At 63.1% G+C, this 17,229-nt stretch carries 9 protein-coding genes; 7 read left to right on the forward strand and 2 right to left on the reverse strand.

The window, feature by feature from the left end; genetic code table 11:
• Positions 1–48: 48 nt before the first annotated feature.
• Genes POF45_RS16785 through POF45_RS16800 form a run of 4 tightly spaced genes read left to right on the forward strand, consistent with a single transcriptional unit; the run spans position 49 to position 4,753 of the window.
• On the forward strand, positions 49–831 hold the full coding sequence (locus tag POF45_RS16785) for an efflux RND transporter periplasmic adaptor subunit (protein ID WP_282316168.1): 783 nt from the start codon (positions 49–51) through the stop codon (positions 829–831).
• Positions 828–2,147, forward strand: coding sequence for an efflux RND transporter periplasmic adaptor subunit (locus POF45_RS16790; RefSeq protein ID WP_282316169.1), 1,320 nt, complete (start codon positions 828–830; stop codon positions 2,145–2,147). Before POF45_RS16785 ends, POF45_RS16790 begins: the two co-directional genes overlap by 4 nt.
• Complete coding sequence (locus tag POF45_RS16795; RefSeq protein WP_259498065.1) at positions 2,148–4,244, forward strand: site-2 protease family protein; 2,097 nt, start codon at positions 2,148–2,150, stop codon at positions 4,242–4,244.
• An 11-nt stretch (positions 4,245–4,255) separates the two neighbouring features.
• Entirely contained in the window at positions 4,256–4,753 is a 498-nt protein-coding gene (locus POF45_RS16800) for a GNAT family N-acetyltransferase (RefSeq protein ID WP_259498066.1), read from the forward strand.
• Positions 4,754–4,882: 129 nt separating this feature from the next.
• Here POF45_RS16800 and POF45_RS16805 read toward each other — a convergent pair whose 3' ends face one another.
• Both POF45_RS16805 and POF45_RS16810 read right to left on the reverse strand, forming a co-directional pair.
• Positions 4,883–5,194: a DUF6916 family protein gene (locus POF45_RS16805; protein ID WP_259498067.1), complete on the reverse strand. Its 312-nt coding sequence runs from the start codon at positions 5,192–5,194 to the stop codon at positions 4,883–4,885.
• Positions 5,195–5,248: 54 nt separating this feature from the next.
• Complete coding sequence (locus tag POF45_RS16810) at positions 5,249–5,836, reverse strand: phage tail protein (RefSeq protein ID WP_259498068.1); 588 nt, start codon at positions 5,834–5,836, stop codon at positions 5,249–5,251.
• Positions 5,837–6,048: 212 nt separating this feature from the next.
• Between POF45_RS16810 and POF45_RS16815 the strand changes: the two genes are divergently transcribed.
• The 3 genes from POF45_RS16815 (at position 6,049) to POF45_RS16825 (ending at position 17,228) form a co-directional block, all read left to right on the forward strand.
• Positions 6,049–7,620 carry a glycosyltransferase family 39 protein gene (locus tag POF45_RS16815; RefSeq protein WP_282316171.1) on the forward strand — a complete coding sequence of 524 codons (1,572 nt, stop codon included), beginning with the start codon at positions 6,049–6,051 and terminating at the stop codon, positions 7,618–7,620.
• A 476-nt stretch (positions 7,621–8,096) separates the two neighbouring features.
• Positions 8,097–8,942: a sulfotransferase family protein gene (locus POF45_RS16820; protein WP_259498071.1), complete on the forward strand. Its 846-nt coding sequence runs from the start codon at positions 8,097–8,099 to the stop codon at positions 8,940–8,942.
• 51 nt (positions 8,943–8,993) lie between these two features.
• Positions 8,994–17,228 carry an Ig-like domain-containing protein gene (locus POF45_RS16825; RefSeq protein WP_349016867.1) on the forward strand — a complete coding sequence of 2,745 codons (8,235 nt, stop codon included), beginning with the start codon at positions 8,994–8,996 and terminating at the stop codon, positions 17,226–17,228.
• Position 17,229: the final 1 nt, after the last annotated feature.

The following is a 17,229-nucleotide window of genomic DNA, read 5'->3' on the forward strand; positions in this document are numbered from 1 at the left end:
TACCCCCCGCTGTCGTAGACTCCGACCATCCGTCAGGGAGTTACGGTTATGCAGCGTTTGGGTAGTTTGGTTATCGGATTGACCTTTGTATCGTGTGTAGCTCAGGCGCAAAGCCCTGCGCCAGACGATCCGCTGCTGGAAACCAGCGCAACGGGGACCCGTGCTTCTTCGGCCAATGAGGCCCGTGGCGTGTTGCGTGCCCGGGATCAGGCGATGCTCGCCAGTGAGCTGGCGGGACGGATCGTCGAGTTGCCGTTCAGTGAGGGCGAGTCGTTCAAGAAGGGCGACACCCTGGCGCGTTTTGATTGCTCGGGGTATCAGGCCCAGCTCAATGCTGCGCAGGCCGCCAGCCGTGGCGCCGGTGAAGAGCTGGCGCATAACCGGCAACTGGCGGCGTTGAATTCGGTCGGGCGTTTTGAAGTGGCGCGGGCCGAGGCCAAGGTCAGCGAGACTCAGGCGCAATCGCAGGTCTATCAGGTGCAGGTCAAGCGTTGCAGCGTGCTTGCGCCCTTCGACGGCCAGGTGGTGGAACGCAAGGTGCAGCGCTTTGAGAGCGTCGCCGCCGGCGCACCGCTGCTGGACGTGGTGGACAACCGCACGCTGGAAATCCATCTGCTGATTCCGTCGCGCTGGATGGGCAAGCTCAAGCCGGGCCAGACGTTCAATTTTGTCCCCGATGAAACCGGTCAGCCGCTGGAGGCCACGGTCAAGCGCCTCGGCGCGCGTATTGATGAAGGCAGTCAGACGTTGTTGCTGGTGGCCACGTTGCCGAACGCCACCGGTCTGCTGGCCGGCATGAGTGGCACGGCGCGTTTCGCGGAGCTCAAGTGAACGCCCCGGTAACGGGCGGGGCCGAGCAGATCTTTGCCCGGTTCCTCGACCTCGAACGCCAGACCCGTGCCGCCCGTAACCCGGCGCAACTGGCCTACAGCCTGGTCAATGACGGCCAGGCATTGTTCGGCTTTCGTCACGCGGCGCTGTTGATTGCCGGCAAGGTTCAGGCGGTGACCGGCGTCAGTACGGTGGACCCGAACGCGCCGTTCGTGGCGTTCGTCGAACAGGCGGTGGCGCAGTTGTTCAAGCTTGACCTGCTGAAGCAGGCACGGGTGATTTCCCCCACGCTGCTCAGCGAACCGATTCAAGCCGACTGGCAAAGTCTGTCCAGCGCCCAGGTGTTCTGGTTGCCGCTGGTGGATCATCAGGGCGAAGTGTTCGGCGGTTTGTGGCTGGCCCGCGACGTCGCCTGGAACCCGCCCGAACAGATACTGCTGTCGCAACTGGGCGACACCTATAGCCACGCCTGGCTGGCGCTGCAACCGCGCAAACCCTGGCGTCTGCGCTGGACCCGCAAGCGCCAGGTGGCGTTGGTGGCGGTGTTATTGCTGGGTCTGCTGATCCCGGTGCGGCAATCGGTGCTGGCGCCGGCCGAAGTGGTGCCGCTGGGCGGTCGCGTGGTGGCGGCGCCGCTGGACGGGGTGATTGCCGAGTTTCTGGTCAAACCCAATCAGACGGTGAAAACCGGTGACCTGCTGTTGCGCTTCGAAAGCACCACCCTCAAGGCTCAGGCCGATGTGGCCGAGCGTGCCCTGGGTGTGGCTGAAGCCGAGCTCAAGGCCAACTCCCAGCGCTCGTTCGCAGACGCCGAATCGAGTTCGAAAATTGATTTGCTGGCAGCGCGGGTCGAGCAGAAACGCGCCGAACGCGATTACGCCCGCGAACTGCTTAAACGCAGCGAAGTGCGCGCCGAGCGTGACGGCATCGCGGTGTTTGCCGACGCCGACCGCTGGACCGGCAAACCGGTGCAGACCGGCGAGCGGCTGATGGAAATCGCCGACCCGAATCAGGCCGAGTTGCGCATCGAACTGGCGGTGGGCGACGCGATTGCCCTGGCGCCGGGGGCACAGGTCGCGCTGTTCCTCGACAGCGATCCGTTGCAGCGTCATCTGGCCAAACTTGAACGTTCGGCCTACGAGGCACAGCCCACAGCGGGCGGGCAGTTGGCCTATCGGCTGGACGCCAATTTCGAGAGCGCGCCGCCGCGCATCGGTTTGCGCGGCACAGCGAAAATCTTCGGCGACCGTGCACCGCTGGCGTTGTACCTGTTACGCCGGCCATTGGCCGGGTTGCGGCAAAGCGTGGGCCTGTAGATGGCCTTGCCGAGCTTGCGGGCCGACCTGCAATTGTCGGCTGCCGCCCCGGCCCTCGACGGCTCGCCGCGCTGGACGCTGGCCGACCCGGTGCGCGGGCGCTATTTCAAGCTAGGCGCGGCGGCGATGCGGCTGCTGCGGCATTGGTCTCTCGGCGATCCCGAGCAGGTGCTGCGCGCCGCCAATCGTGAGCCGGGTTTGCCGCTGGACGGGACTGAACTTGAGCAATTACTGGCCTTTCTGCGCAGTCACGACCTGATCACCGCGACCGATCCGCAGCAGCGCGCCAGCTACAGCCTGAAAGCCGCTGCTCAGCGGCGCAGCCTGTGGCAAATTCTGCTGCATCAATACCTGTTTTTCCGCATTCCGCTGTGGCGCCCCGACGCCTTTCTCAATCGCGCCTGGCCGTGGCTGGAGCGCTTCGGCCCGCGAGCGCTGCGCTACGGTTTGCCCGCCACCCTGGCGTTGGGGGTGTTTCTGGTGTCGCGGGACTGGCAGCGCTTTGTCGCGACGTTCCCGCATTTGTTCAGCCTGGGCGGTGCTTTGTCCTTCGGCGTGGCACTGTTCTTCGCCAAGCTGTGCCATGAGTTCGGCCATGCATTCATGGCCAAGCGCGCCGGGTGCCGGGTACAGAGCATGGGCGTGGCGTTCATGGTGATGCTGCCGATGTTCTACACCGACGTCAGCGACGCCTGGCGGGTCAATGATCGCCGCGCCCGGCTGCTGATCGGTGCCGGTGGCGTGTTGGCCGAACTGCTGCTGGCGTGCATTGCGCTGCTGGCCTGGTCACTGCTGCCGGACGGACCGGCGCGCACGGCGGCGTTTATGCTCGCCAGTGCGACGTGGATCACCACGCTGGTGATCAACCTCAATCCGTTCATGCGTTTTGACGGCTACTTTTTGCTCAGCGATTTTCTTGAAGTGGACAACCTTCAAGGCCGCGCCTTTGCCCTGTGTCGCTGGCGTCTGCGCGAGTTTTTGTTCGGTTACGGTGAACCTGCACCGGAGCCGTGGTCGCCGAAGATGCAGCGGCGTTTGTTGATGTGGGGGTATGGCTCATGGCTGTGGCGTGCGGTGTTGTTTTTCGGGATCGCGCTGGCGGTCTATCACCTGTTCTTCAAGGTATTGGGGATTTTCCTGATGCTGGTGGAGCTGGTGTGGTTCATTTTTCTGCCGATCATGAGTGAATGGCGCCAGTGGTGGACCCGCCGGGAACAGGCCCACGGGCCGCGAGTATTGCTCAGTGGCCTGGCGTTGCTTGGCGTGGTGCTGGTGCTGGTGTTGCCATGGCGCAGCGCGGTCGAGTTGCCGACGATGCTCGAGGCTGGCCGTGCCAGTGCCTTGCACGCCCCCGTGGCGTCGCGGGTCAAGAGCGTGAACGTGCATGACGGTCAGGTGGTCGCCGAGGGCGATGTGCTGATCGAGCTGGAATCGCCGGACCTGGACTCGCGTCAGGTCATCGTCCGTCAGGAAATCCAGATCCAGCAATTGCAGATGCGCCGTCAGGCCGGTCGCAGCGAAACGGCAGCGGACGCCAATATCGTTGAACAACGTCTGGCCGAAGCCGTGGCCGAGTACCGTGGCCTTGCCGCCCAGCGTGAACGCCTGCTGCTGCGTGCGCCCCACGCCGGCAAGGTGCGTGATTTGTTGCCGCAGCTGGTGCCTGGTCGCTGGCTGGCGACCAAAGATGCGTTGGCGCGGGTGGTCGAAGACGGGGCGCGGTTGCGCGGCTATCTGGCCGAGGCCGATCTGTGGCGTGTGGCACCTGGCGCCCACGGACGCTTTATTGCCGATGACCCGATGCACCCGGCGGTCGCCGTGCAGCTGACGGAGATCGACACCAATGGCGCCTCTTATGTCGATCAGGAGGCGCTGACGTCCGACCACCACGGGCCGATTGCCGTGCGCCGCGATCAGTCGCAACGGCCCGAGCCGGTGCAGGCGCAATACGGCGCCCGGCTGAGCCTGCTCGACAGCGCACCGACACCGATGCAGCCGCTGCGCGGCATTGTGGTGTTGCAGGGTCGCGGTGAATCGATACTGGGAACGGCCTGGCGGCGCATGGCAGCGCTGGGTGTGAGGGAGAGCGGTTTCTAAGGGAGAAAGACATGGCGAACAGTGGGACAGTGGCGGCGGACGGTTTGGTGGTGCGGCCTTCGCGGGTCAGCGACGGGCCTTTTCTGCAAAGCCTGTATCAGGCGGCGCGGCCAGACCTGCAATGGATCGACGGCGAGCCGGAGCGGGTTGAAGAACTGGTGGCCCAGCAGTTTCGGGTGCAGGAGCAAGGCATCGAAGATGAATATCCCAACGCCATGCATTACGTGGTGGAAAAACTCGACACCCCGATTGGTGCCCTGACTACGGATTTTGGCCCCAACGAAATTCGTGTGTTGTACCTCGCCTTCATTCCCCAGGCGCGTGGCCAGGGTTATGGCCGCACGGTGCTGCAAGGGGTGCAGAAAGCCGCGCAGCAAATCCGTTGCCCGGTGGCAACGGTGGTCTGGGCCAGCAACCCCCATGCACGGCGGCATTATCTGGCATTGGGGTTTGAGGTTGAGGAGCGTAATCCGGCGGCGGAGCGGTTGGTGTGGTATCCGAAGGGATAAACCAATACCACCACAAAACCTGTGGGAGCGAGCTTGCTCGCGATAGCGGAGTATCAGTCAACGAAAATATTGAATGGTGGATCGCTTTCGCGAGCAGGCTCGCTCCCACAATGGAGGGTGGTGATCGTTTCAGTTAAATGCGATGTAGAAATACCCCACCGCCGGATCCCGCCCCATCGCCGGCACCCGCGACACAAAAATATCCTGCACCGGCCCCAGTCCTGGCAATTCCAGTGCACATAAACCATCCACAAAGTCAGTGGGCTCCAGGCTGTTGAACCCGACCCCAAACGGCACACGCTCGCTGTTGGGCATCTGTGAGCGTGGTTTTTGCTCAAGGCTGTCGATATGAATCGGCAGTTCACTGCCGTCGGGCAAACGCAAGGTCGCGGTCTGGCCCAGCAGCGGTTGGAAATGTTGGTCTTGAACCTGTTCCAGCATGGTATCGCTCCAGCAAGGTGAGTGGCCGGGGGAGGTGAGGCCCCCGGCGGCGTTTCAGTTGCGCGAAGGAAACAGGCCTTGCAGCGCGATGCTGAAGTTCAGCACCAGGAACGGGTTCATGCTGGCCATCGGCAGGCCGGTGCCGGTGGGCGAAACGGTGCCCGAGACCGTGGTGGCCACGCCTTTGAGTGGCACCGCCGAAGCACCTTGCGCGTCGGAGTAGATGTTCGCCGCACCCGGCCCGCCACCCGAGGCGCCGATGTACGAATTGGTAGCGGTCGGCACGGTGGCCGGGTTGCTCGCCGGGCTGGCCAGTTGCACGGTGGTGTTCGCCGTGATTCCGGTCAGCGTATGGGTGTGGTTAGGCAGGTTGTTGAGGGTAGCGGTGATCGTCTCGGTCCCGGAGTTTTCACCCATGACGCGTGCCGTCAGACCTGGGCCGGTGCCCTGGCAGATCGGCAGGCGGCTTTGCAGGTTGGGCAGCCCGAATGTCTGGCTGCCGTTGCCGCCATAGACGGTCCCCAGTAGCGTAAACAAGGCTTGATACTGCTGGATATTCATTATTTGACCGTTACACAAGGCCCAGCCGTTGGGCGCAAAGTTAAAGCCAAACGTCATGACGGTGCCCATAAATACGTCCATAAGTCCTCTTCCTTCAGGTAAGTGATCTGGCGGGCCACGCGTCGCTGCGCGGCCTGGTCACGCCAAGCCAGAGCGTAGACCCGGATCGACAGCGCTGCCGGATGTCGTGTTGGGCAAAGCCAGCATCGACGGTTCTCCTTGGCTGGCCTAAAGTGACGGCATGTTTCAGGGGCCACACCGTCGTGGTTTTTCCGGCACCGCAAGAGGAAGCAATGGAGGCGCGTAGAGAAACGCCGGTTGGCGACACGCAAGACCCCCAAGCAGCGCCAGGCGCCTGGTTGGGCGTGCAACGCTTGGTTCGTTGGGCAAGAGAGCACTGGTTACTGCCGATCATGGTCTTGGCGGCGCTGGTGCGTTTCTACGATCTGACGGCTGCCGCCATCTGGGGCGACGAAGGCTCCAGCCTGTTGCTGAGCCAGCATTCGTTGGGTGAAATCTGGTCGCACGCGGCCCACGATGTCCATCCACCGCTGTACTTCATGCTGCTGCATGGCTGGATCGACTGGTTCGGTGACGGCATTCTTTCGATTCGCACCCTGAGTGCATTGCCGGGGATCATCACGGTCGGGCTCGGCGTGTGGCTGGTGGACCTGCTCGCCACCCGGCGCGCTGCATTGCTGGCAGGTATCCTGCTGGCGCTGCTGCCCACGGCGGTGCGCTACAGCCAGGAAGTGCGTATGTACTCCCTGCTCGGGCTGCTGCTGATCGGCGCCACGATTGCGCTGGTGTACTGGGTCCGGCAACCCCGGCGTAACGGCTATCTGGTGGTGTATGCACTGCTGATGGCGGCGGCGTTCTATACCCATTATTTCACCGCCCTGTGTGTGATCAGCCATTGGCTGTACCTGGCCGTGGTGCGGGTGCAGCCGGGCTATCGCCTGCGGCATATCCAGCGTCCGGCCTGGTGGCTGGCGAACCTGGCGATTGTGTTGCTGTACCTGCCATGGGTGCCCAACCTGGTCGATCTGGTGCAGCACATGGACGAGCTCAAGGCCAACGGCGATGTCGGCTGGGAAGACCCGGTCACCCTGAGTTCGCTGCCGTCGATGATCTGGGCGCTGCTGGTCCAGGACGATGGCGGCACGCTACCGCGCTGGCTGTTCATCACCTTGCCAGCGGCGTTGCTGGCGGTGATTGGTGTGGCGCTGGCGCGCGATCGCAGCGTTTTTCGTGGCAGCATTCTGCTGGTGCTCTTCAGCGTGCTGCCGATTGTGCTGGTGTTTGCGGTGTCATTCATCTCGCCGGTGTTCATCGAACGCTATGTAACGGCCTATGCACTGGGCTTGCCGATGCTGGTGGCGCTGGCGGTCGATCGTCTGTACGCCGGTTTTCGGGTGCTGGCCCTGGCCATTCTGGTGCTGTTTATCGGCGTGGAACTGGTGGGCGTGAAGAACAACGCCACGGTTGATCCCAATGATCAGGTCAGCGTCGTTGTCGACTACGTCAATCAGCACTTTGCCCCCGGTGATCAAATCGTGACCGGCGATATGCTCTGGTATCTCGTTTACGTCTACTACAACCGCACCGAGGCCAAAACGCTGCTGTACACCCCGCCCTTGGCCAATGGCGCATCGAGCCGGCCGAATGCCTATGGCTTCGGTACGTTGGTGACCAGCGATGCCTATGTGGACAGCCTGGGCGACCTGCTCAAAAGCGGCGGGCGTGTCTGGTTGATTGGCCTGGCAGACATGCCCGACGAGTTTGTGGCATTGCCGGCTGACTGGCACAGCATCAGCGAGAAGAAGGCGGGTGGGGTCCGGGCGCGGTTGTTTGTTCGGCCGTGAACAAGCGTCGCTATCAGTCTCGTTATTTGCGATGCACGGTCTCGGTGCGTGCTTGATCACATTCGCCACCCGTTCGACTCTATCGACGACATGCTAAGGGACACAGAGGGCGTAGCCGGAGAAGAAACAAAAGCGCGCTGACCTGCCAAGGCAGTGCGCACAAACGCCAAAGTTCAGTTGGGACGCGAAGCGGCCCAAAAACCGGCAATTGCGGTATTTCTGATGTACCGCGGTGAGGGATTTACGACTGCTTCGCAGCCGAACGGGGATAAATCCCCTCGCCACAGGTTCGACGGTCCTAACGCCACTGACCCACTGGTCGGCCTCTGACCTTGCCGCTTAAACGATTCACCCGAAACGCAGCTCCACCCACCACGATTTTTTATCGACTCAACCGCCATTTGATATCAAAAGCCCACTAGTCGAATCCCCATCCATGGACTACGCTCCGTCATATAAAGGGACTTTCGTCTAGGGTGAAGGGATTGCAGCAATTCCATTTTATTTCCGGCTTGCCGCGCTCAGGCTCCACCCTGCTTTCTGCGATTCTTTTGCAGAACCCGCGTTTTCACGCCGGCATGACCAGCCCGGTTGGTTCTCTGTTCAGTAGCGTCCTTGATCAATGCAGTGCCGGCAGCGAGTTCGGCGCGGTGATCGATACCCCTCTGCGCCGTCGCCTGCTTCGCGGGCTGTTCGATTCCTTCTACGCCGACAAGGCGGACAAGCCGGTGGTGTTCGACACCAATCGATTGTGGAGCTCGCGTCTGCCGGCCATCAACGATCTGTTCCCCAAGGCCAAGGTCATTGCCTGTGTGCGCAACGTTGCCTGGGTCATGGACAGCCTCGAACGCCTGTACCGCGCCAACCCCTATGAAAACACCAAGCTGTTTGTCGACGCGGGCGAGCGCAACACCGTTTACAGCCGTTGCGAAACCCTTGCCCAACGCAATCGCCTGGTGGGTTTTGCCTGGGCGGCGCTCAAGGAAGCGTATTACGGCGAACAGGCCGAGTCGTTGCTGATCGTCGATTACGACCTGCTGACTCAAGCGCCGGAGCGGGTGCTGCGGCTGGTTTACGACTTTATCGACGAGCCGTGGTTCGAACACGATTTCAACCATCTGGCGTATGACGCGCCGGAGTTCGATCAGGGCCTCGGGATCGCGGGCCTGCACAAGGTCAAGCCCAAGGTCGAGCTGCAATCACGGCGCACGATCCTGCCGCCGGACTTGTTCAAACAATACGCAGAGTTGTCTTTTTGGCTCGATGGCTCAGCCAGCGCCGCCAATGTCATTCGTATGAAAGCCGACGCCGCGATCAGTTGATCGCGGCGTTTTTTTTGGTGCCTCAAGTAAGTTCGAGTCCGGGTGAGCAGCATGTGGTGGAGCAAAGGCAAGTCGCGAGTTACCGAGGGCGCACGGGCACTGGCCGCGCCCATGATCATGTCCCTGGAACCGCGCATGCTGTTCGATGGCGCAGTGGCAGCCACGGTGGCCGAGGCCGCTCAGCCTGAGAGTCATCCGACTGCCGACGCCGCCAAGGCGCCGGCCGCCGATCATGCGGTGGCCAGCAAGGACACCCACGGTCAGGCTGATGCAACGCCGGCCGCCGCGACGCCGGTCGCCGTACCCGGCCAGAGCGTGGTGTTTGTCGACTCTCGGGTCAAAGACTCCGACAGTTTGCTCAAAGGCGTCGCGCCCGGCACCCAGGTGGTGCAACTCGATGGCAGCAAGGACGGATTGCAGCAGATCGCCGACTACCTGGGCAGCCACCAGGGCATCAGCACGGTGGAGATCATTGCCCACGGCAACGCCGGGGATCTGTGGCTGGGCAGCACATACCTGTCAGCCGATAACGTCGCTGCTCGCAGCGCCGTGTTGGGGCAAATCGGCAAGGACATGAACGTCGGCGGCGACATCCTGATCTACGCCTGCTACACCGCCGAGGGTGATCGCGGCGTCAGTTTTGTCGACTCGATTGCCAACATGACCGGCCGCGACGTCGCCGCCTCCAGCAACCGCACCGGCGTGGGCGGCGACTGGAACCTGGAAATCGCCACCGGCACCATCGAGAGCGTCAACGTGCTCTCGGCCCAGTCCATGAGTGCCTACCAATGGGGCCTGGCCACCTGGACGGCGACCAACAACCTGGACAGCGGCACCAACTCCCTGCGCGCCGAACTTGCGCTGGCGCAGAACGGCGACATTGTCACCTTCAGCGGCAGCATGACCGTTAACCTGAACACCGAATTGCTGATCAACAAGAACATCACCATCGATGGCGATCTGAACAACGACGGCGTGGCCGACGTGACGCTGAGCGGTCAATACAAGACCCGCGTCATTGAAGTCGCGTCCGGCAGCACCGTGCTGCTCGACGGCTTGACCATCACCAAAGGCCTGGCCGCCGGCAGTGGCGCCAACAGTGGTTTCACCGCCAGTGATGCCTTGGGCGGCGGGATCTTGAATGCCGGTAACCTGACCCTGAAAAACGTCACCGTGATCGCCAACGCAGCGTCCGGTGGTGGTGGCGGCGGTGGCGTGACGCCGATTTATGGCGGCGGTAGCGGTGGTGGCGGCGGCGGGGTGGGCGGCTCGGGCGGCGCTGCCGGCGGCAACACTACGGCACAGGGGCGGCCAACGTATTTCGGCACTGCGGGCGGTTCCGGCGCGGGCGGCATCGGCGGCAGTTATGACTCGGTCCATCTCGGCGGCCGTGGCGGCGCCGTCAACGGCGCGGGCGGCGCAGGCGGCACCTCCGGCACGTCGGGCTACAGCGTCGGCGGCAACGGCGGTTCGGCAACCAACGGCACGATCACCGTCGGTGGTGGCGGTGGCGGTTCCGGCTGGAACCGGGTCGGCGGCATCGGCGGTTCGGCAGCGGGCGGCGTTTATAACTCCGGCACCATGACCGTGATCGGCACTTCGCACATCAGCGGCAACATTGCGGCCGGTGGTGGCGGCGGTGGCGGCGGCGGCCTGGCAGGGGATGGCGGCAGCGCCGATCCCGGCGGTGCTGCAGGCCAGGGCATCGGCGGGATCTGGAACAAAGGCACGCTGATCATGACCGCAGCGAACTTCGCGGCCCTGAGTGGCAACGTCGGCGGCAGCGGCTCCGGCGGTGGTGCGTCGGGTGGCGGTGCTGCGGGCAGCACCCCGGCAAACGTGACCAACCTGCGCAACGACGGCACCCTCATCAACAATTACGTCGAGCCCCCCACCGCAACAATCGTGGTGGCCGACCCGACGCTGGGCATCGGCGAAACTTCGCTGGTGACCATCACCTTCAGCACCGCCGTGACCGGTTTCACCAATGCCGACCTGACGATCCCCAACGGCACCCTGAGTGCAGTCAGCAGCAGCGATGGCGGCGTGACCTGGACCGCGACGTTCACGCCGAACGCGTCGATCACCGACACCACCAACGTCATCACGCTGGATAACACCGGGGTGCAGAGCGTCACTGGCAGCGTGGCGGGCGTGGGCACCACCGATTCCAACAATTACGTGGTCGATACCGTGCGGCCCACCGCGACCATCGTGGTCGCCGACAACGCGCTGATCGCCGGCGAAACCTCGTTGGTGACCATCACCTTCAGTGAAGCCGTGACCGGTTTCACCAATGCCGACCTGACCATCGCCAATGGCACGTTGACCAACGTCAGCAGCAGCGACGGCGGCATCACCTGGACGGCCACGCTCACGCCAAGCGCCAGCACCCACGACACCACCAACGTCATTACCCTGGACAACACCGGGGTCAACGACACGGCAGGCAACGCCGGCGCCGGCAGCACCAACTCAAACAACTACACCATCGATACCGTGCGGCCAACGGCGACCATCGTGGTCGCCGACACCACGCTGGCCATCGGCGAAACCTCGCTGGTGACCATCACCTTCAACGAAGCGGTGACCGGTTTCACCACCGCTGACCTGACCGTGGCCAACGGCACCGTCACCGGACTGAGCAGCAGCGACGGCGGCATTACCTGGACCGGCACGCTGACGCCAACCAATGCGATCAGCGATACCACCAACGTCGTGACCCTGGATAACACAGGGGTCAGTGATACGGCGGGCAACGCCGGCACCGGCACCACCAATTCGAACAACTACGTGGTCGATACCCAGCGGCCGACCGCAACCATCGTGGTCGCCAACACCAGCCTGGCCATCGGCCAGAGTTCGCAGGTGACCATCACGTTCAGCGAGGCGGTGACCGGTTTCACCAACGCCGACCTGACCATCGCCAACGGCTCGTTGAGCGCCGTCAGCAGCAGCGATGGCGGTATCACCTGGACGGCGACCTTGACACCGAGTGCGACGGTCAGTGACAGCACCAACCTGATCACGCTGGACAATACCGGGGTCAGTGATACGGCGGGCAACGCCGGCACAGGGACGACAAACTCCAATAACTATGCGGTGGATACCGTTCGGCCAACAGCGACCGTGGTGGTGGCCAACACGGCCTTGGGTATCGGCCAGACTTCGTTGGTGACCATCACCTTCAGCGAAGCGGTGACCGGCTTCACCAACGCCGACCTGACCATCGCCAACGGCACATTGGGCGCGGTCAGCAGCAGTGACGGTGGCGTCACCTGGACGGCAACGTTCACCCCGAGCGCCAGCATCAACGACACCACCAACGTCATCACCCTGGGCAACACCGGGGTCAGCGATACGGCAGGCAATGCCGGCACTGGCGCCACGTCGTCGAACAACTACGTGGTCGATACTGTGCGCCCGACCGCCACCATTGTGCTCGCCGACAGCAGTCTGAAGGTCGGTGAAACCTCGCTGGTGACCATCACGTTCAGCGAAGCGGTGAGCGGTTTCACCAACGCCGACCTGACCGTCCCCAACGGCACCTTGAGCGCGGTCAGCAGCAGCGACGGCGGGATCACCTGGACCGCGACTTTCACGCCAACGGTGGGCGTCAATGATGCGACCAACGTCATCACCCTGGCCAACACCGGCGTGGCCGACCTGATCGGCAATACCGGCAGCGGCACCACCAACTCCGGCAATTTCGTGATCGACACCGTGGCGCCGACTGCCACTATCGTGGTCGCCGACAGTGCGTTGAACATCGGTGAAACGTCGTTGGTGACCATCACGTTCAGCGAAGCGGTGAGCGGGTTTACCAATGCCGACCTGACCATCGCCAACGGTACGCTCAGTGCGGTCAGCAGCAGTGACGGCGGCATCACCTGGACGGCGACCTTCACCCCGACCAACGCCATCACCGACAGCACCAACCTGATCACCCTGGACAACAGCGGCGTGCAGGGTGTCAGCAGCGGCAACATCGGTGTCGGCATCACCGACTCCAACAATTACGCCATCGATACCCAACGCCCGACCGCGACCATTGTCGTTGCCGACACGGCGTTGGCCATCGGCCAAACCTCGGTAGTGACCATCACCTTCAGTGAGGCTGTGACCGGTTTCACTCTCGCCGATCTGACGGCCAACAACGGTACGCTCACCGGCCTGAGTACCAGCGACAACATCACCTGGACGGCGACCTTCACGCCAACAGCCGGCGTCACCGATGCGACCAACCTCATCACCCTGGACAACACCGGGATCGCGGACGTGGCGGGCAACGCCGGCGCTGGCGCCACCAACTCCAACAACTACGCCATTGACAGCCAGCGTCCGACCGCCACCATCGTGGTCGCCGACGGCACCCTCAACGCGGGCGAAACTTCGCTGGTGACCATCACCTTCAGCGAGGCGGTGCAGGGCTTCGACAACACTGACCTGAGCATTCCCAACGGCACCTTGAGTACCGTGAGCAGCAGCGATGGCGGCATCACCTGGACGGCGACGTTCACCCCGACCGTCAACGTCAAAGACACCACCAATCTGATCACGCTTAACAATGCAGGCATCAGTGACCTGGCCGGCAACGCCGGCACCGGCGTGACCAACTCGGGCAATTTCACCATCGATACCGTGCTGCCGACGGCGACCATCGTGGTCGCCGACAACGCGCTGCATATTGGTGAAACGTCACTGGTGACCATCACCTTCAACGAGGCGGTGAGCGGTTTCACCAACGCCGACCTGACCATTGCCAACGGCACGCTCAGTGCGGTCAGCAGCAGTGATGGCGGGATCACCTGGACCGCGACCTTCACCCCGACCAGCGCCATCACCGACAGCAGCAACCTGATCACGCTGGACAACAGCGGCGTGCAGGGCGCCACCAGTGGCAACGTCGGCACCGGCACCACTGATTCCAACAACTACGCCATCGATACCCAGCGCCCGACCGCGACCATCGTGGTCGCTGACCCGGCGCTGGGTATCGGCCAGACGTCGCTGGTGACCATCACCTTCAGCGAAGCGGTCACCGGTTTCAGCAACGCTGACCTGACCATCGATAACGCCACCCTGAGCAACGTCAGCAGCAGCGACGGCGGCATCACCTGGACCGCCACCCTGACGCCGGCAGCGGGCATTACCGACACCAGCAATAGGGTGCACCTGGACAACTCCCTGGTGCAGGACCTGGCAGGCAATGCGGGCGCCGGCACTACCGACTCCAACAACTACGCCATTGACAGCCAGCGTCCGACCGCCACCATCGTGGTCGCCGACGGCACCCTCAACGCGGGCGAAACTTCGCTGGTGACCATCACCTTCAGCGAGGCGGTGCAGGGCTTCGACAACACTGACCTGAGCATTCCCAACGGCACCTTGAGTGCCGTGAGCAGCAGCGATGGCGGCATCACCTGGACGGCGACGTTCACCCCGACCGTCAACGTCAAAGACACCACCAATCTGATCACGCTTAACAATGCAGGCATCAGTGACCTGGCCGGCAACGCCGGCACCGGCGTGACCAACTCGGGCAATTTCACCATCGATACCGTGCTGCCGACGGCGACCATCGTGGTCGCCGACAACGCGCTGCATATTGGTGAAACGTCACTGGTGACCATCACCTTCAACGAGGCGGTGAGCGGTTTCACCAACGCCGACCTGACCATTGCCAATGGCACCTTGAGTGCGGTCAGCAGCAGTGATGGCGGGATCACCTGGACGGCGACCTTCACCCCGACCAGCGCCATCACCGACAGCAGCAACCTGATCACGCTGGACAACAGCGGCGTGCAGGGCGCCACCAGTGGCAATGCCGGCACCGGCACCACTGATTCCAACAACTACGCCATCGACACCGAGCGTCCGACCGCGACCATCGTGGTCGCTGACCCGGCGCTGGGCATCGGCCAGACGTCGCTGGTGACCATCACCTTCAGCGAAGCGGTCACCGGTTTCAGCAACGCTGACCTGACCATCGATAACGCCACCCTGAGCAACGTCAGCAGCAGCGACGGCGGCATCACCTGGACCGCCACCCTGACGCCGGCAGCGGGCATCACCGACACCAGCAATAGGGTGCATCTGGACAACTCCCTGGTGCAGGACCTTGCAGGCAATGCAGGCGCCGGCATCACCGACTCCAACAATTACGCCGTCGACAGCGTGCGTCCGACCGCCACCATCGTCATGGCTGACACCGACCTGCGGCCAGGCGAAACTTCGCTGGTGACCATCACCTTCAGCGAGGCGGTGCAAGGCTTCGACAACAGCGACTTGAGCGTCGCCAACGGCACCCTGAGCAACGTCAGCAGCAGCGACGGCGGCGTCACCTGGACCGCGACTTTCACCCCGACCACGGGCGTGACCGACGCCACCAACCTGATCACCCTGAACAATGCGGGCATCAGCGACCTGGCGGGCAATGCCGGTACGGGTGTAACCAACTCGGCCAACTATGCGGTGGACACCGAGGTGCCGACGGCAACCATTGTGGTCGCCGACAGCGCGCTCAAAGTTGGCGATACGTCGCTGGTGACCATTACATTCAGTGAAGCGGTCAACGGTTTCAGCAACGCCGACCTGAGCATTGCCAACGGCACCCTGAGCAACGTGTCGTCGAGTGACGGCGGTATCACCTGGACCGCGACGTTCACGCCGACAGCCAACGTCACCGATACCACCAACCTGATCACCCTCGATAATAGTGGCGTGACCAATGCCTCGGGCAACGCGGGCGTCGGCACCACCGATTCGAACAACTTCGCCATTGACACGACGCGGCCCACCGCGACCATCGTGGTGGCGGACAACCGTCTGGGCATCGGCGAGACGACCACGGTCACCATCACCTTCAGCGAGACGGTATCGGGTTTCGACCTGTCGGACCTCAGCGTCGCCAATGGCACGTTGTCCAACCTGCTCAGCAGTGACGGCGGCAAAACCTGGACCGCGACCCTGACGCCAACGGCCAATGTCGACGACACCACCAACCTGATCATCCTCGATACCAGTACGGTGACGGACACGGCGGGCAATGCCGGTGCTTCGATAGCCATCTCCAACAACTACATCCTCGATGCCACTCGGCCGACGGCGACCATCTCGGTTGCCAACCCGAACCTGGGCATTGGCCAGAGCACGTTGGTGACGTTCACCTTCAGCGAGGTGGTGAGCAATTTCGATCTGTCGGACCTCAGCGTGACCAATGGCGAGCTGAGCAATCTGGCCAGCGGCGACGGCGGCAAGACCTGGACGGCGACCTTCAAGCCGACTGCCGGCGTCACCGACCCGAGCAACTTCATTGCGCTCGATACCAGCAACGTCACCGACCTGGCCGGCAACACCGGCTCGGGCGTGGCGGTGTCCAACAACTATGTGATCGACAGCGAACGCCCAAGCGCAACCGTGGTCGTCGCCAACCCGAATCTGGGCGTCGGTCAGACCTCGCTGGTGACCATCACCTTCAACGAGGCGGTGAGCCATTTCGACCTGTCGGACATCAGCGCGGGCAACGGCACCTTGTCCAACCTGAGCAGCAACGACGGCGGCAAGACCTGGACCGCGACCCTGACGCCGAGCGCCAATGTCAGCAATGGCAACAACGCGATCACGCTGAACACGGCGGCTGTCAGCGACGCCGCTGGCAATACCGGCAGCGGTGTCATCCAGTCCAATGGCTATGCGATCAACACTGTGCCGGCGGGTGTTGTACCGACGTCGCCGGTCGTGGTGTTCCCGCCCGACCCGCAGGATCGGGAACCTGTGACGGTGACCGTGCCGGATCAACCGAACGTGCCACTGCAACCCTTTGTCTTCACCGCACCGACTGGCAATCTCGCCTCACCACTGACATTCCCGCCGCTGTTCGAACAGCGGGTGCTGGGTGACGGCATCCGGCCGCTGGGCGACATTTTCATTAACCGCGGCGCGCTCAGCCCGAGTTTCATCGCTCAGGTGTTCAGCAACGAAAGCGGCAGCGGCGACGGTTCCGGTCATGGCTTCCTCGGTTTTGGTGGGGGCGATGGCGGCGTGTTCAGCACCAGTACGCTGGCGAGCCTGTTCAATCAGGACACCGGCACGGACCGTGATTCGCTGGATGCCTTCGGCAGCCATTCGATCCAGACGGGCGACATTTCCCAGGGGCTGCGCGGGGTGTTTGGCGCGCCGTCGCTGGGTCAGCAGTTGCAGCAACTCAAAGACACCGAGCAACAGCAGGTCAACAACCTGGCTGCGGCTTTGCAACAGGTCGGCATCAGCGAAATGCAGGCTTGAA

Source organism: Pseudomonas fungipugnans (genome assembly GCF_029955235.1).
Classification (GTDB): domain Bacteria; phylum Pseudomonadota; class Gammaproteobacteria; order Pseudomonadales; family Pseudomonadaceae; genus Aquipseudomonas; species Aquipseudomonas fungipugnans.